The organism is Nonomuraea fuscirosea (assembly GCF_003001935.1).
Taxonomy (GTDB): Bacteria; Actinomycetota; Actinomycetes; order Streptosporangiales; family Streptosporangiaceae; genus Nonomuraea; species Nonomuraea fuscirosea.
Genome location: NZ_PVNG01000022.1, coordinates 104,320 through 130,254, shown reverse-complemented (window position 1 = coordinate 130,254; position 25,935 = coordinate 104,320). Strand labels below are relative to the sequence as shown.

Annotated in this window: 30 protein-coding genes and 1 riboswitch; of the genes, 16 read left to right on the top strand and 14 right to left on the bottom strand. The window is 71.1% G+C overall.

From position 1 onward, the window contains the following. Position 1: 1 nt before the first annotated feature. The gene (locus B0I32_RS41385; protein WP_106249032.1) at positions 2-1,738 is read right to left on the bottom strand and encodes a sensor histidine kinase; all 1,737 of its coding nucleotides are present in this window, start codon (positions 1,736-1,738) and stop codon (positions 2-4) included. Between the two features lie 247 nt (positions 1,739-1,985). Between B0I32_RS41385 and B0I32_RS41380 the strand changes: the two genes are divergently transcribed. From B0I32_RS41380 to B0I32_RS41370, 3 genes are all read left to right on the top strand, one after another. Beyond that, positions 1,986-3,356 carry a serine hydrolase gene (locus B0I32_RS41380; RefSeq protein ID WP_106249030.1) on the top strand — a complete coding sequence of 457 codons (1,371 nt, stop codon included), beginning with the start codon at positions 1,986-1,988 and terminating at the stop codon, positions 3,354-3,356. 152 nt (positions 3,357-3,508) lie between these two features. Beyond that, entirely contained in the window at positions 3,509-4,006 is a 498-nt protein-coding gene (locus B0I32_RS41375; RefSeq protein WP_106249028.1) for a SigE family RNA polymerase sigma factor, read from the top strand. Between the two features lie 4 nt (positions 4,007-4,010). Continuing rightward, a complete protein-coding gene (locus B0I32_RS41370) occupies positions 4,011-5,021 on the top strand; it encodes a hypothetical protein (protein ID WP_106249026.1) in 1,011 nt (336 codons plus the stop codon). Between the two features lie 4 nt (positions 5,022-5,025). Here the strand turns inward: B0I32_RS41370 and B0I32_RS41365 are convergent, their stop codons facing one another. The 5 genes from B0I32_RS41365 to ngcE form a co-directional block, all read right to left on the bottom strand. Continuing rightward, positions 5,026-5,571 (bottom strand): superoxide dismutase family protein, encoded by a 546-nt coding sequence (locus B0I32_RS41365; protein WP_181308356.1) that lies wholly within the window; start codon positions 5,569-5,571, stop codon positions 5,026-5,028. A 95-nt stretch (positions 5,572-5,666) separates the two neighbouring features. After that, a complete protein-coding gene (locus tag B0I32_RS41360) occupies positions 5,667-5,942 on the bottom strand; it encodes a 4a-hydroxytetrahydrobiopterin dehydratase (RefSeq protein WP_106249022.1) in 276 nt (91 codons plus the stop codon). Positions 5,943-5,977: 35 nt separating this feature from the next. Further along, a complete protein-coding gene (locus tag B0I32_RS41355) occupies positions 5,978-6,832 on the bottom strand; it encodes a carbohydrate ABC transporter permease (RefSeq protein WP_106249021.1) in 855 nt (284 codons plus the stop codon). Next, a complete protein-coding gene (locus B0I32_RS41350; protein ID WP_106249019.1) occupies positions 6,833-7,747 on the bottom strand; it encodes a carbohydrate ABC transporter permease in 915 nt (304 codons plus the stop codon). Positions 7,748-7,750: 3 nt separating this feature from the next. After that, a complete protein-coding gene (gene ngcE / locus B0I32_RS41345; RefSeq protein ID WP_106249017.1) occupies positions 7,751-9,196 on the bottom strand; it encodes an N-acetylglucosamine/diacetylchitobiose ABC transporter substrate-binding protein in 1,446 nt (481 codons plus the stop codon). A gap of 144 nt (positions 9,197-9,340) precedes the next feature. Here ngcE and B0I32_RS41340 point away from each other — a divergent pair, with 144 nt between their 5' ends. Further along, positions 9,341-10,573 (top strand): alkyl sulfatase dimerization domain-containing protein, encoded by a 1,233-nt coding sequence (locus tag B0I32_RS41340; protein WP_106249015.1) that lies wholly within the window; start codon positions 9,341-9,343, stop codon positions 10,571-10,573. 52 nt (positions 10,574-10,625) lie between these two features. Here B0I32_RS41340 and B0I32_RS41335 read toward each other — a convergent pair whose 3' ends face one another. Both B0I32_RS41335 and B0I32_RS41330 read right to left on the bottom strand, forming a co-directional pair. Next, complete coding sequence (locus tag B0I32_RS41335) at positions 10,626-11,840, bottom strand: aminotransferase class III-fold pyridoxal phosphate-dependent enzyme (RefSeq protein WP_106249013.1); 1,215 nt, start codon at positions 11,838-11,840, stop codon at positions 10,626-10,628. Positions 11,841-11,913: 73 nt separating this feature from the next. Continuing rightward, positions 11,914-12,828 (bottom strand): carbohydrate kinase family protein, encoded by a 915-nt coding sequence (locus B0I32_RS41330; protein WP_106249012.1) that lies wholly within the window; start codon positions 12,826-12,828, stop codon positions 11,914-11,916. 45 nt (positions 12,829-12,873) lie between these two features. Between B0I32_RS41330 and B0I32_RS41325 the strand changes: the two genes are divergently transcribed. Both B0I32_RS41325 and B0I32_RS41320 read left to right on the top strand, forming a co-directional pair. Next, complete coding sequence (locus B0I32_RS41325; protein WP_106249010.1) at positions 12,874-13,536, top strand: TetR/AcrR family transcriptional regulator; 663 nt, start codon at positions 12,874-12,876, stop codon at positions 13,534-13,536. Between the two features lie 19 nt (positions 13,537-13,555). Then, positions 13,556-14,188 carry a class II aldolase/adducin family protein gene (locus B0I32_RS41320; RefSeq protein ID WP_106249009.1) on the top strand — a complete coding sequence of 211 codons (633 nt, stop codon included), beginning with the start codon at positions 13,556-13,558 and terminating at the stop codon, positions 14,186-14,188. Between the two features lie 89 nt (positions 14,189-14,277). Here the strand turns inward: B0I32_RS41320 and B0I32_RS41315 are convergent, their stop codons facing one another. After that, entirely contained in the window at positions 14,278-15,846 is a 1,569-nt protein-coding gene (locus B0I32_RS41315) for a DUF885 domain-containing protein (RefSeq protein ID WP_106249007.1), read from the bottom strand. 22 nt (positions 15,847-15,868) lie between these two features. Between B0I32_RS41315 and B0I32_RS41310 the strand changes: the two genes are divergently transcribed. Beyond that, positions 15,869-17,092, top strand: a complete 1,224-nt coding sequence (locus B0I32_RS41310; protein ID WP_181308354.1) for a DUF4032 domain-containing protein — start codon at positions 15,869-15,871, stop codon at positions 17,090-17,092. Between the two features lie 13 nt (positions 17,093-17,105). Here the strand turns inward: B0I32_RS41310 and B0I32_RS41305 are convergent, their stop codons facing one another. Next, entirely contained in the window at positions 17,106-17,708 is a 603-nt protein-coding gene (locus tag B0I32_RS41305; RefSeq protein ID WP_106249006.1) for an NAD(P)-dependent oxidoreductase, read from the bottom strand. A 54-nt stretch (positions 17,709-17,762) separates the two neighbouring features. On the opposite strand from B0I32_RS41305, the gene B0I32_RS41300 reads away from it, so the two are divergent. The 5 genes from B0I32_RS41300 (at position 17,763) to B0I32_RS41280 (ending at position 20,240) form a co-directional block, all read left to right on the top strand. Next, complete coding sequence (locus B0I32_RS41300) at positions 17,763-18,113, top strand: winged helix-turn-helix transcriptional regulator (protein WP_106249004.1); 351 nt, start codon at positions 17,763-17,765, stop codon at positions 18,111-18,113. Between the two features lie 139 nt (positions 18,114-18,252). Beyond that, positions 18,253-18,630, top strand: coding sequence for a roadblock/LC7 domain-containing protein (locus B0I32_RS41295; RefSeq protein WP_106249002.1), 378 nt, complete (start codon positions 18,253-18,255; stop codon positions 18,628-18,630). Between the two features lie 3 nt (positions 18,631-18,633). Continuing rightward, positions 18,634-19,434 carry a hypothetical protein gene (locus B0I32_RS41290; RefSeq protein WP_106249001.1) on the top strand — a complete coding sequence of 267 codons (801 nt, stop codon included), beginning with the start codon at positions 18,634-18,636 and terminating at the stop codon, positions 19,432-19,434. Between the two features lie 29 nt (positions 19,435-19,463). Then, positions 19,464-19,838, top strand: a complete 375-nt coding sequence (locus B0I32_RS41285) for a roadblock/LC7 domain-containing protein (protein WP_106248999.1) — start codon at positions 19,464-19,466, stop codon at positions 19,836-19,838. Between the two features lie 30 nt (positions 19,839-19,868). Continuing rightward, a complete protein-coding gene (locus tag B0I32_RS41280) occupies positions 19,869-20,240 on the top strand; it encodes a hypothetical protein (RefSeq protein ID WP_106248998.1) in 372 nt (123 codons plus the stop codon). A gap of 46 nt (positions 20,241-20,286) precedes the next feature. On the opposite strand, the gene B0I32_RS41275 is transcribed toward B0I32_RS41280, so the two are convergent. The 4 genes from B0I32_RS41275 to B0I32_RS41260 all read right to left on the bottom strand — a co-directional run bounded on the left by B0I32_RS41275 (position 20,287) and on the right by B0I32_RS41260 (position 23,031). Next, on the bottom strand, positions 20,287-21,132 hold the full coding sequence (locus B0I32_RS41275; protein WP_106248996.1) for an alpha/beta fold hydrolase: 846 nt from the start codon (positions 21,130-21,132) through the stop codon (positions 20,287-20,289). A 51-nt stretch (positions 21,133-21,183) separates the two neighbouring features. After that, complete coding sequence (locus B0I32_RS41270) at positions 21,184-21,738, bottom strand: hypothetical protein (protein ID WP_106248995.1); 555 nt, start codon at positions 21,736-21,738, stop codon at positions 21,184-21,186. Between the two features lie 181 nt (positions 21,739-21,919). Next, a riboswitch (cyclic di-AMP (ydaO/yuaA leader) is annotated at positions 21,920-22,053 on the bottom strand. 165 nt (positions 22,054-22,218) lie between these two features. Then, the gene (locus B0I32_RS41265) at positions 22,219-22,419 is read right to left on the bottom strand and encodes a DUF5302 domain-containing protein (RefSeq protein WP_146178501.1); all 201 of its coding nucleotides are present in this window, start codon (positions 22,417-22,419) and stop codon (positions 22,219-22,221) included. Between the two features lie 48 nt (positions 22,420-22,467). Further along, complete coding sequence (locus tag B0I32_RS41260; protein ID WP_146178500.1) at positions 22,468-23,031, bottom strand: MFS transporter; 564 nt, start codon at positions 23,029-23,031, stop codon at positions 22,468-22,470. A 193-nt stretch (positions 23,032-23,224) separates the two neighbouring features. Here B0I32_RS41260 and B0I32_RS41255 point away from each other — a divergent pair, with 193 nt between their 5' ends. The 4 genes from B0I32_RS41255 to B0I32_RS41240 all read left to right on the top strand — a co-directional run bounded on the left by B0I32_RS41255 (position 23,225) and on the right by B0I32_RS41240 (position 25,923). Further along, positions 23,225-24,205, top strand: coding sequence for a rod shape-determining protein (locus B0I32_RS41255; RefSeq protein ID WP_106248989.1), 981 nt, complete (start codon positions 23,225-23,227; stop codon positions 24,203-24,205). Between the two features lie 72 nt (positions 24,206-24,277). After that, on the top strand, positions 24,278-24,856 hold the full coding sequence (locus tag B0I32_RS41250; protein ID WP_106248988.1) for a DUF421 domain-containing protein: 579 nt from the start codon (positions 24,278-24,280) through the stop codon (positions 24,854-24,856). Beyond that, positions 24,853-25,365, top strand: a complete 513-nt coding sequence (locus B0I32_RS41245; protein WP_106248986.1) for a VOC family protein — start codon at positions 24,853-24,855, stop codon at positions 25,363-25,365. The genes B0I32_RS41250 and B0I32_RS41245 overlap by 4 nt, the downstream gene beginning before the upstream one ends. 117 nt (positions 25,366-25,482) lie before the next feature. Next, on the top strand, positions 25,483-25,923 hold the full coding sequence (locus B0I32_RS41240) for a hypothetical protein (protein ID WP_106248985.1): 441 nt from the start codon (positions 25,483-25,485) through the stop codon (positions 25,921-25,923). The last annotated feature ends 12 nt before the right edge of the window (positions 25,924-25,935 follow it).

Sequence of the window (25,935 nt, the reverse complement as noted above, 5' to 3'; positions counted from 1 at the left end):
CTCACCCACCGATCGGCACCCACGCGTTCACCCGTGTCCCCTTCCCCGGTTCGCTGTCCACCGTCAGTTCGCCGCCGAGCGCGTCCAGCCGGTCCGCCAGTGTGGCCAGGCCCCTGCGGCTCGTCGTCCGCGGGTCGAAGCCCGCGCCGTCGTCGGCGACCGTGGCGCTCAGCCGGCCGTCCGGCTGCGACAGGCCGACCTCGATGCTGGCCGCGCCCGCATGCTTGAGCGCGTTCGCCACGGCCTCGCTCACCGTGAAGTACAGCGCGCCCTCCACCTCGTCGGCGAAGCGCCGGGCCCGCAGCGGCGGGGGCGCGCTCACCGTCGTGCGCACGGGGAGCCGGGAGCAGCGCTCCTCCACGGCCTCCACCAGGCCACCCTGGCTGAGCGAGGAGGGATGGATGCCGGCCGCGAGCTCGCGCAGGTCGTCGAGCGTCTGGCGGGCCTGCTCGCGCAGGCCGGCCAGCAGGTCGGCGCCGCCGCCGGTGGCCCGGGCCAGTTCGAGGCCGGCGATGAGGGCGACGAGCTGCTGCTGGACGCCGTCGTGGATGTTGCGCTCGATCCGGCGGCGCTCGGCCTCCTGCGCGTTGACCAGGCGGGTGACCAGGCCGGCGCTCTGGATCGCCAGCCCGGCGGGCACGGCCAGGGCCTCCAGCAGCCGGCGGTCCACCCGGGTCAGCGGGCCCGCGTCCCTGGGGCCGCACTCGATCCGGCCGAGCCCGCCGCGTACCGGCAGCTCCAGCACCGCCTCGCCGCTCTCCCTGCCCGCCACCACGCGGGTGCCGTCGGCCAGCGTCACGGCCGCCCACCGCAGGTCCAGCCCGGACCGCACCGCCGCGGCCAGCCGGCCGACCTGCTCCACCGGCTCGGCGGCGTCCTCCAGCGCCGTACCGAGGTCGGACAGCACCTCGTCCGCCGTCGGCCGCAGGTCGAACACGAGCTGCAGGCGCGAGCCCCGCAGGCCGACGCGGATGTCGAGCAGCCGGTGCCGCACGACCGCCACGGCGATCGCGGCGGGCACCGAGCCGACCACCGTCAGGATCCCGATCATGCCGACCGCCGCGATCTGCACCCCGCCGTAGCTGAACAGCAACGTCAGCACCACACCCACCACGGTCGCGACCATGCCGGCGACCATCAGGGCGTACTGCCCGCGCTCGCCCTCGCCGGCCCGCCGCCAGCGCAGGACCAGCCCGCAGAACACGATCACCGCCATGATCCACGTGACCAGCTGCCCGGTTCCCGACGTGAGCATCGCGGCCAGTGTCCCCGCCGAGGGCGGCCGGTCCATCGTGGACGGGGTGATGCCCGCCATGATGGCGCCCACGGCGTGCGCCGCGATCGCGAGGCCCGAGATCCACGCCACGATCCGCCAGCGCCGCGACGGCAGCCGCCCGTCGGGGAACAGCAGCGGCACGTAGATCAAGGTCAGGCCGTAGAACACGGCCAGCAGGGAGCAGAGGAAGGTGACCAGCGCCGAGGGGCCGCCGTGGAGACCGAGGCCCACGCCGAGCAAGCCGAGCCCCAGGGCCAGCGCGGCGGCCAGCAGCAGCCAGCCGTAGCCGAGGTCGGGGCGCCTGGCCGCCAGCAGCCAGCCCAGCGCGGGCAGGAGCAGGGAGACCGCGACGAACGCCCACTGCGTGGCCGGCGCGGGCAGCCCCGACTCCAGGAGCGCGCCGATCACGATGCTCCCGGCCGCCAGCAACGCCAGCGGCGCGGCCATCAGCCTCCGCTTCATAAAGCCTCATCGTGACGAACGTGCGCGTACGCGTCTATGAGGTTATCCGCATATTCGTTACGGCCATCCCCACCAGCGACAACGGCGGCCCGCTTGGTGGTGGCGGCCACGCCGCCCGGTGTTCGCTGAAGAGACGAAGCAGAACCCCCCAACCCGGAACCCGAGACCACGAAGCCAGAGCACGGCCCCGAAACCCTCAAGCCCAGAGCCCCAATCCTTCAGCCTCAAGTCCGAAACGGAGCTCCTCATGAATACCAGGTCGAAGCCCGTCCGGCTGCTCGCGACGGCCGCCATGGCGGTCACCATGACGGCGTGCGTGAGCGGACCCGCCCCCGTCCAGGCGAACACCGCCCCCACGGCCTCCCCCACACCGTCCTCCACCGCTCCGCAGATCCCCGGCACCCCCGCGGGCAAGCAGCTGAGCTGGCTGTTCGAGGCGGTCCCGCGCGCGCCGATCGCCGACGACGAGCTGGCCGGGCACTTCACCGCGGACTTCCTCAAGGCCGTGCCCCCCGCGCAGATCAACCAGATCTTCGCCGACGTCAAGGGCATGCGGCTGGAGCGGATCGTGGGTTCCGACGACAGTCAGCTGGTGGCCAGGGTCGTGGCGGGCGGCACCCCGTTCGAGATCGTCATCGTCGTGGACGGCGCGGGCCTGATGACCGGCCTGCAGTTCCGCGAGCCGGTCGAGGCGAAGCCGGCCCCGAAGAGCTGGGCGGAGGTGGACAAACTGCTGCGCGCCGTCTCCCCGCAGACGGGCTTCCTGGCGGCCGAGCTGACCGGGAAGGGCCGCTGCGTGCCCGCGCACACCATCGCCGCCGACCGGGCCCGCCCGCTCGGTTCCATGATCAAGCTGTACGTGCTCGGCACGGTCGCCGACCGGATCGAGCGCGGCGCGTTCGGCTGGGACACCCAGTTGACGATCAAGGACGAGCTCAAGAGCCTGCCCACCGGCAAGCTCCAGGACCGCCCCGACGGCAGCAAGGTGTCGGTGCTCGAAGCCGCCAAGCTGATGATCTCCATCAGCGACAACACCGCCACCGACCTGCTCATCCACAAGGTGGGCCGGAAGGCCGTCGAGCGCACCATGCGCGCGTGGGGTGTCCGCGCGAAGGGCAACGTGCCGCTCCTGACGACGAGGGACCTGTTCGCGCTGAAGGGCGCCGACTACCCGCGCCTGGCCAAGCGGTACCTGTCGCTGAGCCCCGGCAAGCGGCAGGCGTACCTGGAGCAGGTCGTGGCCAGGACGCCCCTCGCGCAGATCAAGCCCTGGACCGAGCCGCGCGAGCTGGACACCATCGAGTACTTCGCCTCGCCGTCCGACATCTGCCGGGCCTACGGGCACCTGGTGCGGCAGGGCGACAAGCGTGTCGGGGAGGCCCTGTCGATCAACGACGCCGGCCTCGGCCTGGACGAGAAGCAGTGGCCGACGGTGTGGTTCAAGGGCGGCTCGGAGGCCGGCCTCTCGGACCTGAGCTTCCTCGCACGGACGAAGACCGGCAAGACGTACGTCGTCACCACCATGGCCGTCGACCCCACCGCCCCGATCACCGACCAGGACGGCCTGGACCAACTGGTCGTCTCCCGCGCCGCCTTCACCCTCCTCACCAAGCCCTGACCACACCGGCAACCCTTTTAGGAGTGCACTTATTTGCTCGTGGATCTCGACCGCCTCTACCACGGCGAATAGGGGGCTTCCCGTAGGCTGAGCAACCTTCTCGGCTTCCGAGGGCGTAGGACGGGTGACTGTCCCCTGAGGAAGGACCGCGTATGGCGGATCGATCGGAGTACGACGCGTTCGTCGAAGCGTCGTGGCACCGGCTGCTCCGCACCGCCTACCTGCTCGCCCGTGACTGGGGAGTGGCCGAGGACCTGGTGCAGACGGCGCTGCTGAAGGCGTGGCAGGTTTGGCCGCGGCTGGAGGCCGAGCGGGAGGCGTACGTACGCAAGATCATCGTGCATCTGCACGTCTCCTGGTGGCGGCGGCGCTGGAGACAGGCCGAGGTGACCAGCGGGTCGCCGCCCGACCTGGCGCAGGCGGCCGACCACATGGGGCGGGCCGACGATCGGGAGCTGGTCTGGCAGGCGCTCGGCCGGCTGCCGGCCCGGCAGCGGGCCGTGATCGTGTTGCGCTTCTTCGAGGACCTGAGCGAGGCCCAGACCGCGGCGACGCTCGGCTGCAGCGTCGGGACGGTCAAGAGCCAGGCGAGCAGGGCGCTGGCCAAGCTGCGGATGGACGAGTCGTTCGCGTACGACAGGAGGGGGTAACGCCATGCCTACCGGCTACAGGGAACTGCGCGACCTGCTGGACGAGCGCAGCCGGCCGGCGCTCGACCGCCCGATTCCGTGGCACGCGCTGCGGGCCGGGGAGCGGCACGCGCGGCGGCGCCGGCTGTCGGCCCTCGCCCTCGCCGTGGCCGGCACCGTCGCGGTGGCGGTCGCCGGCGCGGGGACGGTGGCCGGCCTGGGCGGGGCGGACGAGGTCGATCAGCCGATCACCGCGCGGGTCGACGAGAAGCTGCCACGGCGGTACGTCGAGCCCGACGGCACCGTCTACCGCAGGCTCGCCACGGCCACGCTCGATCCGTCGCGGGCGAAGGTGACGACGTTCCAGGTGAAGGTGACCGGCAAGCCGGTGGCCATCCTGCCCGACTGCCCGGCTCCCAAAGCGTGGCCACCGAGGGTCAGCGCACGGGTGCCGGGTGTGAGCAAGGTCTTCCAGCTGTTGCCGGCGCCCTTTCTGATGAACTCGTGCGAGCGGGGCAAGGCGGTCGACATGCAGCTCTTCCCCGCCGGGACGCGGACGGTGACCTTCACCGTCGAGAGCTTTCCCGGGCGCGAAGCGAAAGGGCAATGGCGGTTCGGCGTGTACGAGTGGACGGCTCCGGCCACGCCGAAGGCCCCCGCGCCCCCGGTCGAGCCGCCGGCGAAGATCAGCGAGAATCTCCACCTGGTCACCAAGGCCAGCGCCACCTGGCCCGGCACCCGCGAGGTGACGCTGACCGTGCCGAACCGGGGTCGTACCGTGGCCATCGTCACCTACTGCGGGGACGGTCTCACCGAGCGGCTCACCACCGACATGTGGGTGAACGGGCGCCCGATCAAGGGCCCCCATCAGTGCTCCGCCCCGCCGACCCGCCGCGGGGCCGGCTATTTCGGCCTGGGCAGACAGCCGCGCGGCGAGAAGACGCTGACGATCAGGGTCCGGCTGGAGGCGCCCATTCCCGGCTATCTGCAGCGCGCGGGAACGCTGACGGTCGCGGCCTATGACGGCAGGATTTGAGCGGTCACTTGAGCGTCAGGCAGGCGATGCGGTCGCCTGCCTGGCCGGCCTGCGGGCCCGAGGGCTTGGTGGCCTTGGCGTGGATGACGAGCGAGCCGGGCACCTTGGCCGGGTCGAGGGCCCACTCGTGCCGGGCGCTGGCGCGGCCGGCGCCCTCGCCGTTGGTGGTGAAGTCGAGCCAGACCTCGCTGGTCGGGTCGATCTGGCCGGGGTGGTGCTGGTAGTGGGGGCCCGAGTCGTCGGGCTTGCTGCCGCACGGCTTGGTGTGCAGGTGGGCGCCGTAGCGGCGGTCGGGCAGCAAGCCCTCGGCGACGAGGGAGGTGCGGGTCTGACCGTTGGAGGACTCGACGGTGACGCTCGCCTGGCTGCCCTTCGGGGCGAGCTTGCGGTCGTAGGCGATGGCGGCGGTGTCGTCGCCGGTGAACTCACCGGCGGCGGACAGGTTGACCGTCTCCCCGGGCTCAGGCGCGGTCTTGGCGTTCTGGACGGGAGCGGGCGGTGCGGCGCAGGCCGCCGTCAGCAGGATGAGCAGGAGTGCGGGCACGCGCATGAGACCCCCCATGACGAGAGCCCCACCGGCACGAGGGCTCCGAGAGGGCACCCACTCTAACCAGTGACCGCTCGGCCACGTAGGGTAATGGACGGCTAGGCGCCATGTTTTGCCGCGATGTCGTCGATCAGCGCGGCCAGCGTGAAGTCGAGCTCCGTGAGCCCGCCCGCGTCGTGCGTGGTCAGGGCCAGGTGGAGGGTGCGCCAGCGGATGTCGATGTCGGGGTGGTGGCCGAGCTCCTCGGCCTTGACCGCGATCTCGTCGACGATGCGGATGGCGGCGGGGAAGTCGGGCGCGGTGAGCGTGCGCCTGATCTCGTCGCCTTCGCGCCGCCAGCCGGGCAGGCCGGCGAGCCTGCTGTCCACGTCCATGGGGTCTCCCGCGTTCCGTCGCCTCGGCACCCACGTTACTTGAGGGCCCCCGAGCCGAGCCCCGACTGGATCTGACGCTGGAAGATGATGTAGACGATCATGACCGGCAGGATGGTGATGGACAGGGCGGCGAACAGGCCGGGCCAGTCCGCCTCGTAGCCGGCCAGGGTGGAGATCCTGGCGATGCCCTGGGTGAGCACCCATTTGTCCGGGTCGCCGGCCAGGAGGACCAGCGGCAGCAGATACTGGTTCCACTGCCCGAGCACGTTGAAGATCGTGATGCTGATCAGGCCCGGCCTGGCCATGGGAACCATGATCTGGAAGAACGTGCGCGTGTGCGAGGCGCCGTCGATCTGGGCGGCCTCGGCGACGGCCTCGGGCAGCGTCCTGAAGAAGGCCGCGAGGAAGAACACGGTGAACGGCAGCGAGTACGCCACGTACACCAGCACCAGCCCCACGTGCGAGTTCAGCAGCCCGACCTGCTTGACCACGAAGAACAGCGGCCCGAGCGCCAGGAACACCGGGAACGCCAGCCCGGCCACGAAGTAGTAGTAGATCAGCCTGCTGCCGGGGAAGCGGTAGCGGGCCAGCACGTACGCCGCCATCGAGCCGAACACCATCGTCCCCGCCGTGCCGAAGAGGACGACGATGACGGTGTTGAGCATGTACCGGCCGATGTGCGCCGTGTCCCAGGCCCGCCCCCAGGCGTCCAGCCGCAGCGCTCCGGGCAGTTGCAGCGGATCGCCGAAGATCTCGGCGTTGCTCTTGAACGAGGCCAGGAACGTCCACAGCAGCGGCGCGACGATGAGCAGCGCCCACACGGCCAGCGCCACGTGGGACAGCCCGTTGAGCACGCCGAACCGGGGTCTTTCGATCTCGCGCGGAGCCATCTACAGCTCAACCCTCTCCCGCCTGGTGGTCCGCAAGGTCAGCACCGCGAAGGTCACGGTGAGGAAGAACAGCGCCACGCCCATGGCGGAGGCGTAGCCGACCTTCTGGTAGGAGAAGGCGGTGTTGTAGATCGTGATCGGCAGGATGGTGGTGGCGCCGTCGGGCTCGCCCTTGTCGCCGGCCAGCACCTGGATGAGCGCGAACCCGTCGAAGGCGGCGATGCCGAGATAGATCCACCCGACCTGTACGGTGTCGCGCAGCAGCGGCAGCGTGATCGAGAAGAACAGCCGCAGCCGGTTGGCCCCGTCTAGCGCGGCGGCCTCGAAGTAGTCCTTGGGGATGGCGGCCATGCCCGCCGAGAACAGCACCACGTAGAAGCCGACCGCCTGCCAGACCATCACCGCGATGATCGACCACAGCGCCAGGTCGGGCTCGATGAGCCAGCCGACGGGGTCGACGCCGAACCTGGCCAGCACGCCGTTGATCACGCCGTCCTCGTCGGGCCGGTAGACGGCCTGGAACAGCACGCCGACCACGGCCACGGCCAGGACCTGGGGGAAGAAGAACACCGTCCGGTAGAAGTTCGACCCCCACACCCCTTTCATCCCGGCGCCGCGGGTGCCGCCGCCCAGGTTGAGCAGGAAGGCGAAGACGAGCGCGATGAGGATGGTGACGAGCGGCAGCACCAGCAGCAGGATCCCGTGGTTGCGCAGGGCCCGCCAGAAGACCTCGTCCTGGAACAGCCGCCCGAAGTTGTCCAGCCCGACGTAGCGGACGATCGAGCTGTATCCGTTCCAGCTCGTCAGCGCGAGCTGGAACGCCTGGACGTACGGGCTGATGACGAAGACGGTGTAGAGCACGAGCGGCACGGCGAGGAAGCCGGCCACGAACCCGTACCTGCGCAGCCGCTCCATCGGTCACGAGCTCCTGGTCTGCTTGGTGACCGCGTCGTCCTTCTTGACGGCGTCGGCCTTCTTCTGCAGGTTGGCGCAGAACTCCTCGGGGGTGATCCGGCCGGCCATGACCACGTTGATCTGCTCGGTGCCGTAGTCGAAGAGCTCCTTGTACCAGCCTTCGAAGCGCGCCTCGGTGATGACGTTCCGACCGGCCCTGTCCTGGGCCCTGGCGGCGCTCATGAGGCCGGCGGGCAGGTCGACGCCCTCGGCCGCGCCGTTCACGACCGTGACGTTCTTGGTCTTCTCGGTGAAGCCGCGCGCGCCTTCCTTGGAGAGCATGAGGCGCAGGTATTCGAGGCCGCCCTGCGGGTTCTTGCCCTTGGCGGCGACCACGAAGTTCTCGCCGACGCCGACCTGGATGGCCCCGTACGGCATCCGGTCGGAGCCGGTGACCTCGGGGATGGGGGCGATGGCGTACTCGAAGTCGTCCGGCTTGTCCTTGGCCATCTCGTTCTCGATCCAGGAGCCGACCGGGTAGAAGAGGACCTTGTTCTGCAGTTGCTTGATCTGGGTCTGGGTGTGATCGAGACCGAAGTACGCTTTGTCGCCATATTTCGCCTGGATGTCCGCCCAGACGGTGACCGCCCGCTTCATCGGCTCGGCGTTCCAGGCGTTGTCGACCAGGTTGTCGATGTCGATGATGACCTGGTTCCCGCCGATCTTCGCGGCGGTGTAGAGGACGTTCCAGAACTGGTAGTACGGCCCCTTCTGCCCCGGATAGGCGAAGAGCAGGATGCCCTCCTTCTTGGCGGTCTCCCCCAGCGCGGTGAACTCCTCCCAGGTCGCCGGCAGCGTCCAGCCCTTCGCGGCGAACAGCTTGGCGTTGTACCACAGGGCCCGGTGCGACACCGTGTAGTTGAGTACCAGGTCCTTGCCGGTGACCTTGGCGTTCTCCAGCACGGCCGGGGTGATCGTGTCGCGCACCTTCTTGGCCGGGTCGTCCACCGAAGGGGCGTCGAACAGCGAGGCCAGGTCGGCCAGGTGCCCCTCGGCGGCCAGCGCGGCCAGGTCCATCGACTTGGGGCCCGAGTTGTTGATCACGTCGGGGGCGTCGCCGCCGATCAGGCGCGGGCGGAGCTGGGTGCCGATCTCCTGGGTGGCCGTGTGCTTGACCGTGACGCCGGCGAACGCCTTCCTGTAGAGCTCCTCGTGCAGGTCCTTGGCGTAGGCGTCGCCGTACCCGCCGCTGAAGATGACCACTTCGAGCGGCTTCTGGGCGTCCACGCCGAAGGGGTTCTTCGGGTCGGCGGAGGCGGGGAGCGAGGTTGAAGGGGCGGCGGAGGGCTCGCCTCCGGTGCCGGCGGTGGCGCACGCGGCCAGCAGACCGGCGCCTGGGCCGGCGGCGAGCGCGGTGATGCCGATCCGGCGGAGCAGCTGACGCCTGGTGATGTCACCCGGGTGGGTCATGGGGGCTCCTGAATTAGGAAAGTTTCCTAAACGATCTCCGCAACGTACGAACGAGCCCGCGCGGGCGTCAAGAGGGTGCGATCGAGACGTGACCTTGCCGTGACGGGCTTGCACAGAACAAGATTCTAGAATAAGAGTTGATCCATGATTGCCGAGTACGCGGACCGCGTGTGGCGGGGCGAGGCCGACGACAGCATCGTCGACCCGGGCATGCAGGGCAGGGGCGTCCTCACCGTCGCCGACGGCGTGGGCTGGTGGCCGGGATTCGGCAACGTCATCACGTTCGAGACCGAGGGCGAGCTGGCGCTGTTCGACACCAGCAGCCCCTTCTCGGCGAAGAAGCTGCACGAGGACGTACGCGCCTGGACCCGCGCCCCGCTGACCACCGCGTTCTACTCGCACGGGCACATCGACCACGTCTTCGGCACGGGCCCCTTCGAGGAGGAGGGGCGGCGGGCCACGGTCTACGCCCACGAGGCGGTCGTCGCCCGGTTCGAGCGTTACGTGCTGACCAACGGCTACAACGCGGTGATCAACCAGCGCCAGTTCCAGGCGCCGCAGCTGCGCTGGCCGGACGTCTACCGCCATCCCGACGTCACCTACGCCGACCGGCTGACCGTGCGGCGCGGCGGGCTGACGTTCGACCTCGTGCACGCCAAGGGCGAGACCGACGACGCCAGCATCGGCTGGGTGCCCGAGCACAAGCTGCTGCTGCCCGGCGACCTGTTCATCTGGGTGACGCCCAACTGCGGCAACCCGCAGAAGGTGCAGCGCTATCCCCGGGAGTGGGTGCACGCCCTGCGCCTGATGGCCGGGCTGGGCGCGGAGATCATGCTGCCCAGTCACGGCGCGCCGATCTTCGGCGCCGACCGCGTCCGGCAGGCGCTGCTGGAGACCGCCGAATGGCTGGAGTCGCTGGTCACACAGACGCTCGACCTGCTCAACGCGGGCGCGCGGCTGGACGAGATCGTCCATGCCGTACGGCCGCCCGCGCACCTGTCGGAGCGGCCCTATCTGCGGGCGCGCTACGACGAGCCGGAGTTCGTGGTGCGCAACCTGTGGCGGCTCTACGGCGGCTGGTACGACGGCAACCCCGCCCATCTCAAGCCCGCCCCCGACGCCGTCCTGGCCAAGGCCGTGGCGGAGCTCGCGGGCGGTCCCGCCGCGCTGGCGGACGCGGCGCGCAAGGCCCTGTCCGAGGGTGACGAGCGGCTGGCCGGCCACCTCGCGGAGATGGCCGCCCTGGCGGCGCCCGACGACGCGGGCGTGCACCGCGTACGCGCGGAGGTCTTCGCCACCAGGGCGGCGAACGAGCTGTCCACCATGGCCAAGGGCGTCTTCACCTGGGCCGCCGCGGAGTCGGAGCGACGGTCGTGACGGCGAGCTTCCCTGGGCCCCGGCCGCCGTGACGGGCGGGTGACCCCGCGTCTCAGCCGAAGTGGGCGCGGGTCTCCGCGAACGCCTGGTCGGTGCCCTCCAGGGCCTTGGCCACGTCCGCCTCCGTGTGCGCGGCCGACATGAACCAGTTGTGCCACGGGTGCAGGTAGACCCCGTGCCGCAGGCAGGCGTCGCTCCACCACATGGCCACCGACAGGTCGGCGTCGCCGTCGAAGCTGAGCCACGGGATCGACACGGGCCCCGTCTGGTTGACCACGAACCCGTGCGCCTTGGCCTGCGCGTACAGCCCGTCACGCAGCTGCGTGCCCGCCCGTTCCATGACCCCGATGCCGTCCTCGTCGCGCAGCGTCTCGATGGTCGCCTTGGCCGCCGCCATCGCCACCGCCGAGAACCAGAACGACCCCGTCGAGTACAGCGTCTGCGCGGGCCCGCGCAGCGCGTCCGTCCCGGTGACGGCGGCGATCGGGTAGCCGTTCGCCATCGCCTTCGACCAGGCCGTCAGGTCCGGCCGCACACCGTACGGCTCCCACGACCCGCGCAGGTCGATCCGGAACCCGGCCCGCACGTCGTCGATCACCAGCGCCGCCCCGAGCCGGTCCGCCAGCGCCCTGGCGCCCCGGGCGAAGGCGGGCTCGACCAGCTCCTGATCCTCGAACGAGTCGTGCTTGAACGGCGTGACGATGATCGCCGCCACGTCGCCCTCGACGGTGGCCGCCGCGGCCTCCAGGGACTCCAGCGAGTTGTACGCGAACTCCACCAGGTCGGCCCGCTCGTTCGGCGTCGTGCCCGACAGGGACGGCGTGCACCACGGGTCCGCCCCGTGGTAGGCCCCGTGCGCCATCAGCACCTTGGTGCGCCCCGTCGCTGCCCTGGCGACCATGAGCGCCTGCGTGGTGGCGTCCGTGCCGTTCTTGGAGAACATCGCCCAGTCCGCGCTCGGCACGGTGTCGACCAGCAGCTCCGCCAGCTCCACCATGACCGGGCCGGGCCCGTTGAGGCAGTCGCCGAGCGCGGCCTGGCGGGCGGCGGCCTCCTCCACGCGCGGGTGCCGGTGCCCGAGCACGATCGGGCCCCAGCTGCACATGAAGTCGATGTACTCGCGGCCGTCCACGTCCCATTGGCGGCAGCCTTCGCCGCGTTCGAAGAACTGGGGGAAGCCGGGGGCGAACAGGGCCGCGTTGAGGTGGCCGTACATGCCGCCTGGGACGACTTTCTGGGCCCGCAGGCGAAGGTCTGCGTCGGTCATGAGGGGGTCCTTTGTCGTGGGAAAGCTCGTGGGAAGGCTCGTAGAAAGGCTTGTGGAAGGCTCTGGGGAAGGCTCAGAGGAGGGCGAGGGTGGAGTCGAGGTCGGTCAGGCCGGCGTCGGAGCCGAGCCCGGTGGCGACCCGGGCGGCGGCGGCCGTGCCCCAGCGGGCGGCCGTCAGGACGTCCTGATCGTGCAGCAGGCCGGTGACGAAGCCGGCGCAGTAGGCGTCGCCGCAGCCCGTGGTGTCGGCCACGTCCGTCTTCAGCGCCGGCACCTGCCGTACGCCGTCCTCCGTCACGACGAGGCTGCCCGCCTCGCCTTGGGTGACGAGGACGCCGCGCGGCCCGTCGGCGAGCAGCGCCCGCGCGGCGGACTCGACGTCGTCCGTACCGGTCGTCAGCAGGGCCTGAGACTCGTTCGGCAGCACGTAGTCGACGTGCGGGAGGAACGCGCGGGCCATGCCGAGCAGGTCGGGCAGCTCGGAGAGCAGGTCCATGGTGACGACGGCGCCGTTCGCGCGGGCGGTGTCGAGCAGCTCGAAGAACGCGGGGTCGCCGAGGCCGAACGTGACGTCCATGCCGCCCAGGTGGATCGCCCGCGCCCGGAGCAGCGTCTCGGTGTCGAGGTCGGCGTAGGTGACCCCGAGGTTGGCTCCCGGCACGTGGAAGCTGGGCCGCCCGCCGTCGGGCCTGATGGGCAGGATCGAGGCCGCCGTCTGCTCCCCCGGCCTGCGGACGAGGCGTGAGACGTCCACGCCGCGCTTGGCCAGGATCATCAGCAGGAAGTCGCCGAGCTCGTCGTCGCCGATCGATCCCATGGTGACCACGTCGTGGCCCAGTTTGGCCAGGTCGACCGCCGTGCCCGCGGCGGCGCCCGCGGCGGTGAGGCGGATCTGGTCTACCAGTACGGTGTCCTGGCCCTCGGGGATGTGCTCGACGGGCCGGGCGAGTATGTCGACGATGTGGACGCCGACGGTGACGACGGTCATAGTCTAAATAGACAGACGTCCGAATAAAAAGTCAACGGAGGTTCGATGCCGAAGATCGTCGATCACGACGAGCGCAGGCGCGAGGTCCTGTCGGCGGCCGGCCGGGTGATCGTCAGGGACGGCATCGACGCCGCCACCACCCGTGCCATCGCCAAGGAGGCCGGCTACTCCAACGGCGTGCTGGCCCACTACTTCGCCGACAAGGACGAGATCCTGCTGTCGGCGCTGCGCCAGTCGCACCAGCGCATCCGCGCCCGGCTGACCGGCAAGGTGACGGACGCGGGCGGTCCCGGCGGCTCCGCCCTCGCGGCGCTGCGCGAGCTGCTGCTGGACAACCTGCCGCTGGACGACGAGCGGGCCCGTGAGACCCGGCTGGAGGTGAGCTTCTGGAGCCGCAGCCTGGCCTCGGAACGGCTGGCCGGGGTGCAGCGGGCGGAGGCGGACGAGCTGCGCGCCGCCGTCCGCGACCTGCTCGGCCGGGCCCGCGCGGCCGGCGAACTGCGGAACGGCGCCGCCCCTGACGGCCCGGCCGCCCACGACCTCGACACCGGCCACCAGGACGCCCACGGCGCCGACGAGCTGGACGATCACGCCGAGCACCTGCTCGCCCTGATGGACGGCCTCAGCCTGCACCTGCTGCTCTACCCCGAACGCCTGACCCGCGCCGACGCCGAGCGCGTCATGCTCCGGGCCCTGGACCGCCTGTGATGCACTACATTCCACGCGTATGAGCCTTCGCGAGCAGTTGTGCGAGTACGGCCGCCGCGCCGTCGAGCTGGGCCTGGTCATCGGCACCTCGGGCAATCTCAGCGTGCGCCAGGGCGACCTGGTCGCGGTCACGCCCTCGGGGGTCGCGCTCGACCGGCTGACGCCGGAGATCTGCCCGATCGTGGACGTGACCGGCCACCTCGTGGAGGGCGACGCGCAGCCGTCCAGCGAGACCCCGATGCACCTGGCCGTCTACGAGACCACCGACGCGCAGGCCATCGTGCACACGCACTCCGTGTTCGGCACGGTGGTGGCCACCACGATGACCGAGCTGCCGCCGGTGCACTACAACGCGCTGCTGCTGGGCGGGGTCGTCCGGGTGGCCGAGTACGCCACGTACGGCACGCCGGAGCTGGCCGCGAACGTGCGCGCCGCCCTGGAGGGCAAGCGGGCCGCGCTGATGGCCAACCATGGCGGGGTGAGCATCGGGGCGAGCCTGGAGGAGGCGTTCGAGGCCACCCGGCTGCTGGAGTGGCTGTGCGAGGTCTACGTGCGCGGGCTCGGCGTCGGCCGGCCGACCGTCCTGACGGACGAGCAGTTGGCCGCCGTGATCGAGCGGGCGGCGAACCCGCCCACCTTCCCCCGCCGCTGATCGGCCAGGCGGGGACGCGACCCGCTCGGCCGGCCGCCGGTGAGCGGCTGTGCGAGCGCGTACCCGCTCAGGCGGCCGCCGCCGACCGGCTACGCGAGCGCGACCTGCTCGGCCAGTCCGAGCGGCAGCCCGCCCGATCCGGCGATCCGGTCGTGGAACTCCTTCGGCGAGCCACGGAACGACTCGCGGATGCGGTCGATCTCGATGGCGCCCGTGAGGTAGGACGGCGCCTGGGTGGGCCAGGCGCAGTAGCGGCTGACCTCGCCCTGGGCCGTCCCCGGCGACAGCGACGCCTTCGTGGACATGAACGTCTCGGCCTCCTCGACGGACATGTCCTCGCAGTGCAGCGCGGTGTCGACGACGATCCTGGCCGCGCGGAAGATCCGGCAGTCGAGGTGGGCCAGCTCGGTGGCCGGGGTGTCGAAGTAGCCCTGCTCGTGCAGCAGCTTCTCGACGTAGAGGGCCCAGCCCTCGGTGAAGTACGGCGTCCTGAACACCTTCCTGACGGCACGGGGATTGCCCGCCATGTACGACAGGTGCCAGTGGTGCCCGGGGTAGGCCTCGTGGACGGCGATGGAGGGCATCTGGGCCCGCGAGTTGGTGCGCAGGCGCTGGCGTACCTGCTCGGGGGTGAAGTCGTCCGGCGTGTACGGCACGAAGAAGACGCCCCTGCGCGAGGCGCTGAGCGGCGGCGGCGCCAGGTAGTGGGCCACGGCGAGGACCGGCCGGGTGTACTCGGCGGACGGCAGCACCTCGCACTCCTCGCCCTCGGCGAAGGTCACCAGGTCCCGCTCGCGGACGAACTCGCGCGCCCGCCGCGTCTCGGCCTCGTACTCGGCGCGCATGTCGGCCAGCGTCGGCGGGTGGTCGTCCATGAGGAACTCCATGGCCGCCCGCCAGTCGTCGCCGCCGTTGACCCCCACCGCCACCTCGCGCATCCGCGCGTCCAGCTCCGACCAGGCGGCCCGGCCCTTGGCGTGCAGTTCGGCCGCGCCGTACCCGAGCATCTCGCGTTCGCGCAGCAGCGTGGAGTAGAGCTTCTCCCCCATCCGCCAGGTGCCGCCGCACTCGAAGCCCTCCAGGAAGGCGACGAGGTCGTCGAAGGCGCGCGCGGCCGGTTCCGCGGCCTCGGCCAGGCGGGCGCGCAGGCCGGCGTCCTCGACCATGGCCGGGATGGTGCGGGTGAGCAGGTTGCGGCCGGTGCGCGCCTGGCCGAGCCCGCGCGTGATCAGCAGCGGGGCGGCCAGGTCGGGGTCCAAATTCGCGCGGCAGGCGGCCAGCACGCCGGGCACCTCGGCCAGCCGGGTCAGGGCCGACTCGACCAGCTCGGCCTCGGGCTTGAGCCGGCGCTGGAACGGGGTGTACATGGACGCGAAGATCGTCGAGAGGTAGACGGCGGGGTCGCGCCGCCACTCGGGCCAGGACGCGAGCGCGATCGAGCCCCTGAGCTGCGACAGGACGAGATCCCTGTCGATCGCGTCGTCCAGGGACGGAGCTTCGGCGGCCGACAGGCGTTCGAGCCACTGGACCTGCTCGCGTTCGCGCGTCTGCCAGCCGGAGGCGGTGAGATCACCGAGGGTGTGGTCGTGGCCTTCGGCCCCGAGAGAGGCTGCGGCGACGGGATTGCGAGAAAAGTACCACTTGAGAAACTCGTCCACTGATGCACCTTATCCTGTGGAAATGCCCCTGCAGATCACCGGCGCGCTAGGCGACCCTGACCTGATCCGCCTCCCGTGGGAGGTCCCCCTCGCAGACTGGCCGCAGCGCCATCTGGTCGATCTGCCGCGCGGCATCTCGCGGCACGTGGTGCGCTTCGCCCGGCTCTCCGGCAAGGTGTACGCGATCAAGGAGATCAGCGAGCGCTACGCCAAGCGCGAATACCAGCTCCTGTGGGACCTGGCCAGGCTCGACGCCCCCTCGGTCGAGCCGGTCGCGTACGTCACCGGCCGCGAGGAGGGGCTCGACGCCGCCCTGATCACCCGGCACCTGCAGTACTCGCTCCCCTACCGCGCCGTCATGTCCGGCACCCTGCGCCCCGACACGCTGACCCGGCTGCTGGACGCGCTCGCCGTGCTGCTGGTGCGGCTGCACCTCAACGGCTTCTACTGGGGCGACTGCTCGCTGTCCAACACGCTGTTCCGCCGCGACGCGGGGGCGTTCGCGGCCTACCTGGTGGACGCCGAGACCGGCGAGATGCATCCGATGATCAGCGAGGGGCAGCGGCTGGGCGACATCGACACCGCGCACACGAACATCTTCGGCGAGATGCTCGACCTGGAGGCCGGCGGGCTGCTGCACCCGTCGATCGACCCGATGGAGACCGCCGAGGACATCGTGGCCCGCTACCACCGCCTGTGGAACGAGATCAACGAGAGCGAGATCATCGAGGAGGTGGACTGGCACCGCGTGGAGCAGCGCATCAGGCGGCTCAACCTGCTCGGCTTCGACGTCGCCGAGATGATGGTGCGGCGCAAGGTCGGCACCGGCCGGCTGATCGTCCGGCCCAAGGTCGTGGACGCCGGGCACCACCAGCGGCGGCTGCTCCGGCTGACCGGGCTCGACGTCGAGGAGAACCAGGCGCGGCGGCTGCTCAACGACCTCGACGGGTTCCGGGTGGCCAAGGGGCTGCGGCACGAGGACGAGGCCATCGTGGCGCACCGGTGGCTGGCGGAGGTGTTCCAGCCGACGGTCGAGGCCATCCCCGTGGAACTGCGCGGGAAGCTGGAGCCCGCGCAGCTGTTCCACGAGTTGCTGGACCACCGCTGGTTCCTGTCGGAGCAGGAGGGCGCCGACGTCGGGCTGCCCGCCGCGGTGAAGTCGTACGTGGACAACGTGCTGGTGCACAAGCCCGACGAGCAGGCGCTGCTGCCGGACGAGCCCGACGAGGAGTTGTCCGGCCGGTAGCGGCCGGACGCGGTCAGTAGGCGACGGAGATCCGCCGGCGCGGGTTGGCGTCGCGCTCCACCTCTTCGGCGATGGCGACGGCGAAGTCCTCGGCGGAGATGAAGCTGTTGCCCTCGTCGTCGCTCATGAGCTCGTCGCCACCGACCCGGAAGGTCCCCGTACGCTCTCCCGGGGCGATGACGATCGCCGGGCAGACGAACGTCCAGTCGAGGTCGTCCACTTCCCGGTACATGCGCAGGGCGGAGCGCGCGGCCAGCGCCTCCTTCTTGTACGCGTCGGGGAACTCGGGCGTGTCGACCAGGTCGAGACCGGGGGCCACCTGGAGGCTGCCGGCCCCGCCGACGACGATCACCCGGCTCACCCCGGCCGCGCGCAGGCCGTCGAGCAGGGCGCGGTTGGCGTCGAGGAACGGCTGCTCGGGCTCGTCCACGTCGCGCGCGGGACCGATGGCGGAGATGACCGCGTCGTAACCCTTGGCCAGGGTGGCGGTGTCGTGGATGTCGCCCTTGACGGGGCCGCGGCGGCTGACGCCGGTGACCTCGTGGCCGCGGTCGCTGAGTTCGGCGGCGATGCGCTGCCCGACCATGCCGGTCGCGCCAAAGAGAAGGATCTTCATGCGGTCAAGAGTATCCATCGGATACTGGTTACTTCATCGTGCTATAAGTACCTTATGGATACCGGTGATGTCTTCGACCCGAACTGTCCGACGAGGGTGGTTCTGGACCGGATCGGCGACAAATGGTCGGCGCTGGTGCTGCTCTGCCTGGCCGGCGGGCCGATGCGCTTCACCAGGCTCAGGGAGCGGATCGGCGGGGTCACGCCGAAGGTGCTCACCCAGACGTTGCGGGCCATGGAGCAGGACGGGCTGGTGACGCGCGAGGTGTTCGCGGAGGTGCCGCCGCGGGTGGAGTACGCGCTCACGGACCTCGGGCACTCCCTGCACGATCCGATGGCGGCGGTGGCCGCCTGGGCCGAGCAGCATGTCGGCGAAATTCTCCGAAGCCGTGAGATGTATTCATAAATCGTAGAGTTATCCGTACTGGTGTTGTTTTTCTTACCCGTAGCCGTATAAAAGCCCAACACCAGGATTCCGCCGCCGCGGTCGGGTGACGCCGGACCCCTACGCTTGCCTCCGTTCCCATGAAGGCGAGGGAGGTCCCGTGCTCGGAATAGACACCTGCCTGGCAGAGGTCATGTCCATACCGGGGGCGCTGGACGCCATGCTGGTCGACCACACCAGCGGGATGGCGGTGGCCTTCAGCAGCGCGTCCGGGGTGGACGCCGACCGGTCGGCGGCGGCGCTCACCGAGGCGCTGCGGGCCACCACCGACGGGCTGGCCCGCTCGTGCCCCGGCGACGTCGTGCGCATCGACGACATGCTCGTCACCACGGACAAGGGTCACCATCTGCTGCGGCTGCTGGAGACCGTGTTCGAGGGGCCGCTGGTCATCTACGTGCGCCTGGACCGGGAACGCTCCAACCTGGCCCTGGCCAGGCACCGCCTGCAGAACATCTCCAGCGCCCTGACGACGAAGTGACCCATGACCAGGTTGGACACCCTCCTGGCCGGCCTGGCCCGCGAGCGCTCCACGGGTGCGCTCCGGGTCGGCAGGAGCGGCACGATCTTCCTCGCGGACGGGCGCGTGACGTACATGGAGTGCGCCCAGGCGCCCAGCGTCGAGCGGCTGCTGGCCGCCAGGGGCCTGATGAGCGAGACGGCGCTGCGCCGGCTGCGGGACGACGGCGGCTGCGCGCGGCTGATCGAGGAGGGGCCGCTCACGGCGGGCGAGCTGCAGTACGCGGTGCTCGGCGGCGTGCTGGACGCGGCCTTCTTCCTGCTGCCGGTCAGCGGGGCGCGGCCGAAGTTCCGGCCGGGCGAGCGGCACTGGCTGGGCGGGCAGTGGTTCTTCGACGTGGCCGGGCTGGTCCGCGAGTGCGCGCGGCGGCGGACTCAGCTGGCCGAGATCTGGCCGTCGGCCGATGTGGACCTCCTGCCGGTACGTCCGCTGGCCCGGCTGCCCGGCCACGGCGTGACGCTGAGCCGGGTGCAGTGGGAGGTCGTCGTCCGGGCGGATCACAAGGCGACGCCGCTGGAACTGGCCAAGCAGATCGGGCGGCCGGCGTACCCGGTGCTGCTGGCCGTCAGGAGGCTGGCCGCCGCGGGCCTGCTCGCCGAGCCGGAACCGGCCGGCCTGCCCAAGCGCGGCCAGCACGCGGCGGCGGGGAGACCGCCGCACGATCCCGGGGCGGCCCCCCAGCCGCTGGGGCCGCCCGTCACGGGCGATCCGACCGATCTGGCGCTGCTGATGCGGCTGAAGAAGGCGCTGGAGGAGCTGTCGTGAGGTTCCCCTCACTCAGGAGGAGGCCACCGGTGGAGCTACGACAAGAGGTGCTGGAGGAGATGACGCTCCTCCGCGAGCGTACGCCGGACGTGAGCGGCAGCGTCGCCTGCACGGTGGACGGCCTGCCGATCGCCTGCGACCTGGAGAGCCGTACCAGCGAGCAGGTCGCGGCGCTGTCGGCGGCGCTGCTCGCGATGAGCAGCCGGATGCTGGTCATCACCGGCCGGGGAGCCCTGGAGGAGACGCTCATCTCCAGCACCGCCGGCTTCGTGGCCTTCTACGCCGCCGGCCCCACCATCGTCCTCACGGTCCTGGCCGGACCCGGCGCGAACGTCGGGCTGCTGCGGCTCGAGGGCAGGAAGACGGCCGCCGCGGTGGCCGCCGTCGCAGCACGCAAGCACTGAACCGAACCCGTCAGAAAGGAGAAACGAGACATGGCTGGAATGGACGTCTCCCTCAAGGAGATGATGAGCATCGACGGCACGATCGGCGCGGCCATCGTCGATCACGGCAGCGGCATGGCGCTGGGCACGCTCGGCGGCTCCAAGGACCTCGACCTCCAGGTCGCCGCGGCCGGCAACACCGAGGTGGTCAAGGCCAAGCTCCGCACGATGGACTCGCTCGGGCTCAAGGAGACCATCGAGGACATCCTGATCACGCTGGGCACCCAGTACCACATCATCCGCCCGATCACGGGGCGCGGCGGCAAGGGGCTGTTCCTCTACCTCGCGCTCGACCGCTCGCGCGCCAACCTGGCGCTGGCCCGGCACCAGTTGCGCGGCATCGAGGAGAAGCTGGAGATCTGAGCGCGCCGTGGCCCGCGCCCCGGGGCGCGGGCCACCGCTCGCCGTCTCAGGCGGAGGTGAGCTTGGTGATCTCCGCGGCGAAGGCGGGCCAGAGCTCGCGCGGCAGGTCGTGCCCCATGCCGGGGTAGGTCACCAGCCGCGCTCCCGGGACGGCCGCCGCCGTCGCCCGGCCGCCGGCCACGGGGACGAGCGGGTCGGCCTCGCCGTGCAGCACCAGCGTCGGCACGCGGACCCCCTTCAGCCCCTCCGTACGATCGCCCGAGGCCATGATGGCGGCGAACTGCCTGGCCGTGCCCGCCGGGTCGAAGCTGCGGTCGAAGGCGCGCCCGGCCAGCTCGACGATCCGCTCGCGGTCCAGCTCGTAGCCCGGCGAGCCGATCACCGCCCACCGCTCCACCGCCTGCTCCAGCGCCGTCTCGCGGTCGGCGGGCGGCCGGCCCATGAGCACCGAGGAGGCCGCCTCCGTGGGCGGGGCGACGGACGGATTGGGGGTCGACATGATCGAGGTCAGGGTCAGCACCCGCCCGGGATGGCGAATGGTCAGCGCCTGGGCGATCATCCCGCCCATCGAGGCCCCCACCACGTGGGCGGACGGCCAGCCGAGCACGTCCATGAGGGCCGCGGCGTCGTCGGCCAGGTCGTCCAGCAGGTAGGGGGCGGGGGTTCCCGCCGCGGGCACGCCCGCGTCGTGGAAGTGGGTGGACAGCCCCACGTCGCGGTTGTCGTACCGGACGACGTGGTGCCCCTGCTCCGCGAGGAGCTCACAGAGCCCTTCGTCCCATTGGATCATTTGGGCGCCCAGGCCCATGATGAGGAGCAGGGGCCGGCCCTGCGGTGAGCCGAAGCTCTCGTAGGCGATGTCGATGCCGTTCGCGGCTGCGCGGTTGGTCACGGAGACCAGAATGACATTCTGGTCCTGACTCCGCAAAGGTGGGCGTCCGAGTCAGTCCTGCGGCGGGGTGGCCGGGTTGCGGTCGCGCTCGCCCCACGCGCCGGTCGAGAACGGGACCGGGTAATTCTTCTTGCCCACGCCGTCGCCCCACTTGGTGATGACGTAGTCGATCTCGATGTGGCCCTGGCCGCCGACGCCGTCCACGCCCAGCGTGCTGGAGTTGAAGCTGCCGCCGGTCAGCTCGGCGAAGGTCTTGGCGTCGAGGTCGAGCATGATGCCGCGGTTGGAGGGCTCGCCGGGGCCGCGATCGCCCACGAAGAAGGGCATCTTCTTGCCCTTGTACATCACGTACCCCTCGGTCAGGAGGGGCCAGCTGGGGCTGGCGGCCAGCCCTTTCTGCATGGGCTTGCCACTGGCGGGCAGGCCGGTGTCGCCGGCGCGGCCGGAGGCGTCGTCCCAGAAGTACGAGGCCGTGGTGGAGCCCTTGAGCAGGACCTTCTCGTCCGTGCCGGTCTCGGCGTGAGCGGCCGGGCCGGCGATGGTCAGCGTACCGATGGCGATTGCGGTGAGGAGGGTGAGGGAACGCAGGCCAGAACGGGCAGACATGAAAAGGTAAACCCTTCGCGAGGGGACAGGGAGTTGCGCCCATGGGGGAATACACGTAGCGGGAAAATCACCTGACGTCGCTACGCGGGGCGCAAATTGACGAGCCTTGGGAGAAGGGGGCCGCTCTAGTAGGCGGCCGGCACGCGGTCCGGGGGTACGACGCGCTGCTGCATGGGGTAATTCGTCCTCTCCATCACACCTACCGGGTTAGCTGACGGGTTCGGGCGTGGAGATGCCCTACCGGCGTGGTGGCCGGATTCACCCCATGAGGTGGGTCCCCGGTTCCCTGGGTTCGGGATTCGGCGCCAGTCGGCTGTCCCTGTGGGTAAGGACTAGGTCACCGGCTGGTAATGGCCGTTACTCTAACTACGCAAACGGACATACGCAAACGTTCCATCACAAACCGGTCGAAAGATCTACCTTCGTCAGGGAATGAAGAAGGGGGCACGGGCATGCCGTACCCCCTCGGATTTTTCCGCCTCAGCCGCCGCTCTTGCGCCTGAACGATCTCTTACTCGCAGCCGGACCGTGCGCCCCGTGGATCTTCGAAGGGTCGACGCCCCTGCCACCCGCGCCCGCGCCCGCGGCCTGGTTGCGCTTGCGCTCCAGTGCATCACGGAACTTGCGCTTCATCTCGTCCTCGGGAGTTTCGCTGACTTCCGGCTCCGGTGTATCCGCCATGAGGACCTCCAAGGTGTTGGGGACAGTCACAGCTTCGCATGACACCGCTTACGACGCGAAACCGGCCTCGACCTTGCCTTGTGGCACAGAAGGCGGCCGCAGCCGCCGGTCGGGCAGCGCCACCAGCGCCACCAGCGCGATCACGGCCCCCGCGATCCCGAGCGCGCGGACGACCAGCGCCGCCGCCGAGGCGTGGGCCGCGGCCGCCCCGTGGAGGGGTGCGCTCGCGGTGACCTCCGAGGTGTAGAGGGTGCCGCCGACGGCCAGCGCCACGGAGCCGCCGATCTGGCGGAAGAAGGTGAGGTCGGCCGAGGCCGTGCCCAGCTGACCCGGGTCGACCGACTGCTGCGCGGCCACGGTCAGGCCCGACAACATCGGGCCCATCCCGAGCCCCAGCGGCAGCATCCACAGGGCCAGCGCCAGGCCGCCGCTGTCCACGCTCAGGTTCAGGCAGAGCAGCGCCCCGGCCGCCAGCAGGAACGGCGCGGCGACCAGCCACGGCTTGTACCGGCCCGTTATGGACATGAGCGCGCCCATCAGCACGCTGCCCAGCACCATCGCCAGCGCCAGCGGGTAGATCCGCAGGCCCGACTCGGTGGCGCTGAACCGCAGCGCCTCCTAGAAGTAGCGGGCCAGGAAGACGACGCCGAGAGCGCGTTGCAGGCGTTCCTGCTGCCGCTGCTGGAGCGGGACGAGGCGATCGAGGTGATCGAACGCATCAGGGCGGGCTTCGCGGCCTCAGGGTAAAGGGGTTCCGTTACGTTCCTGGTGTTGCTTTGGAGCGGTCCAGGAAAGGGATACGCCAATGAGACTCCTCGGCCGTGACCTCGCGATGGATCTGGGAGCCGCGAGCACGCGAATCTACGCCAGACGCAAGGGCATCGTGCTCGACGAGCCCTCCGCCGTCATGTGCGACGGCCGGACCGGCAAGGTCATCGGGTACGGCGCCGAAGCCGCCGCGCTCGGCGGGGGCGGGCGTACGTGCTGGCCGGTCAGCGGCGGGCTGCCCGCCGACACCGAGCTGGCCCGGCGCATGATCCGGCACTTCCTGCGCAAGGTGCACTGGCATCCCTACGCCCGGCCGCGGGTGATCATGGCGCTGCCCTCCGACTCCACCCCGATCGACCGGGCCGCCCTGCGCGACATCGCCTACGAGGCGGAGGCGCGGACGGTGCAGCTCGTCCCGCACGCCCTGGCCGCCGCGCTGGGTGCGGGGATGGAGCTGACGGACTGCACCGGGCACATGGTGATCGACATCGGCCGCGACGCGGCGCGGGTCGCGGTGCTGTCCGGGGAGTCGGTGGTGGCGGCCGGCTCGGTGCCGTACGGAGGGCAGGCCGTCAACCGGGCCATCGCCCGCTTCGTCGAACGCGAGCACGGGCTGCTGCTCGACGAGCCCGAGGCCGAGTCGGCCAAGCGCCGCGCGGGCGGCGGGGACCGGCAGATCATGGTGCACGCCCGCGACCCCGACACGGGGCGCGAACGCGAGCTGGCGCTGCCCGTGGAGCGGATCTTCGAGGCCGCCGCGCAGCCGGTCGAGTCGATCGTGCGCACGGCGATGGAGACCGTCGAGCGCTGCCCGGCCGAGCTGACCGCCGACCTCGGGGTGCGCGGCGCGGTGCTGGTCGGCGGCGGCGCGCTGCTGCGCGGGCTCGGCCGGCGGCTGCGCGAGACCCTGTGCATGCCGGTACGCCGGGCGGAGCGCCCGCTGGAGGCCGTGGCACTCGGGCTGGGGCGGTGCGTGGACGAACTGGGACCGATCGGGAGGCTCCGGGGGCGTCCATGACGGGTGACCCGTTCCGGCAGCTTCGGGGGCGTCCATGACGGACGACCCGTTCCGGCGGCTCCGGGGGCGTCCATGACGGACGACCTGTTCCATACGGGCGTCTCGCTCGCCGACAAGGCCATCAGGACCGTCGTCGTCTATCTCGCCGTGGCCGCGCTGCTGCGGATCGGCGGCAAGCGTGGCATCGCCCAGCTCAACAACTTCGACTTCGTGGTCATGCTGCTGATGAGCAACGTCGTCCAGAACGCGATCATCGGCCCGGACAACTCGCTGGCCGGCGGCCTGGCCGGGGTGGTGATCCTGATGGCGGTCAACGCCGTGGTGGTGCGGCTGGCCGCCGCCGTGCCGATGGCCGGCAAGCTCGTGGAGGGCGGCCCGGTCGTGCTGGCCCGCGACGGGCGGTACCTGACCCGCGCGCTGCGGCGGCTGGGCCTGCGTCAGACCGATCTGGACGTGACGATCCAGCTCAGGGGCGGTACGAGCGTGGCCGACACACGGCTCGTGCGCCTGGAGCCCGGCGGCGCGGTGCTCGTCCGGCTGCGCCCTGAGGAGGAGAACGCCGAGCGCGGCGACGTCGACGAGTTGCGCGCCCGGCTCGACCGCATCGAATGCAAGCTCGACGCGCTGGCCAGGACAGGAGGTGGCGCATGACCGCACGCGGCATCGACCACGTCGGGGTGACCGTGCCCGACCTCGACGCGGCGACCGAGTTCTTCGCCCGCGCCTTCGGCGCCGAGGTGCTCTACGACACCCTGCCGCGCTCGGACGGCCCCAAGGGCGGATGGGGCACGGAACGGCGGCTCGGCGTGCCGCAGGGAACGGCCGAGGTGGCGGTGCGCATGCTGCGGCTGCCGAACGGGCCCGGGATCGAGCTGTTCGAGTTCAACGGGCCCCGGCAGGGGGCGGCCGTACTGCCGTGCGACCTGGGCTGGCAGCACGTCGCCGTGTACGTGGACGACGTGGACGAGGCGCTGCGGCTGGTGACCGAGGCGGGCGGGAGCGCCCTGTCGGAGCCGGTGCCGCTGCCGGGGCCGGAGGCGGGCGAGCGCAACCGGTTCGTCCACTGCCGCACGCCCTGGGGCTCGACCGTGGAGCTGGTGAGTTATCCGGATCCGCAGGCGTACGAGAAGGAGAGCGACCTGCGCCGCTGGCGGCCTTGACGGCCGTACGCCGCGCCGCGCGGATCCGGGGATCGGCGCCTTGGCGGCCCTGGCACGCGGGCTGATCTTTTCGTGATGGGGTCGTTAGCGATTGGTGATCTTCGCTAAGATCGGCGGGTGCGCACCCGCCGTCACGCCCTGTCCGCGGTGCTCTTCGGACTCGCGGCGATGACGGCGTGCGCGGCGCCGTCCGAGCTGCCCACCCTGGCGGAGGCCTCCCGGCGGCTCGACTCCGACGCCGGCGACCTGCTCGGGGCGACGGAGCTGGGGCTGTCGGCGGTGCGGCGGGCCGACGACGACACCTGCGTCCCCGGCCAGACCCGGCACTTCTTCCAGGCCGAGACCGACGCCGAGGACGCGCCGGCCGGGCTGCTGCGGCGGTTGCGGGACATGGGGTATGACGAGGTCGTCGACGACCTCGACCTGCGTGACGAGGCCAACCAGGTGTCGGTGTTGCGCGACCCCCTGACCCGGGTGACGTTCGAGCTGACCGTGCTGTCCGGCGACCGGCCCGGCGTCCGGGTGGTGGGCAAGACGATCTGCTACGCGAGCGGCTGACACCCGGGCGGG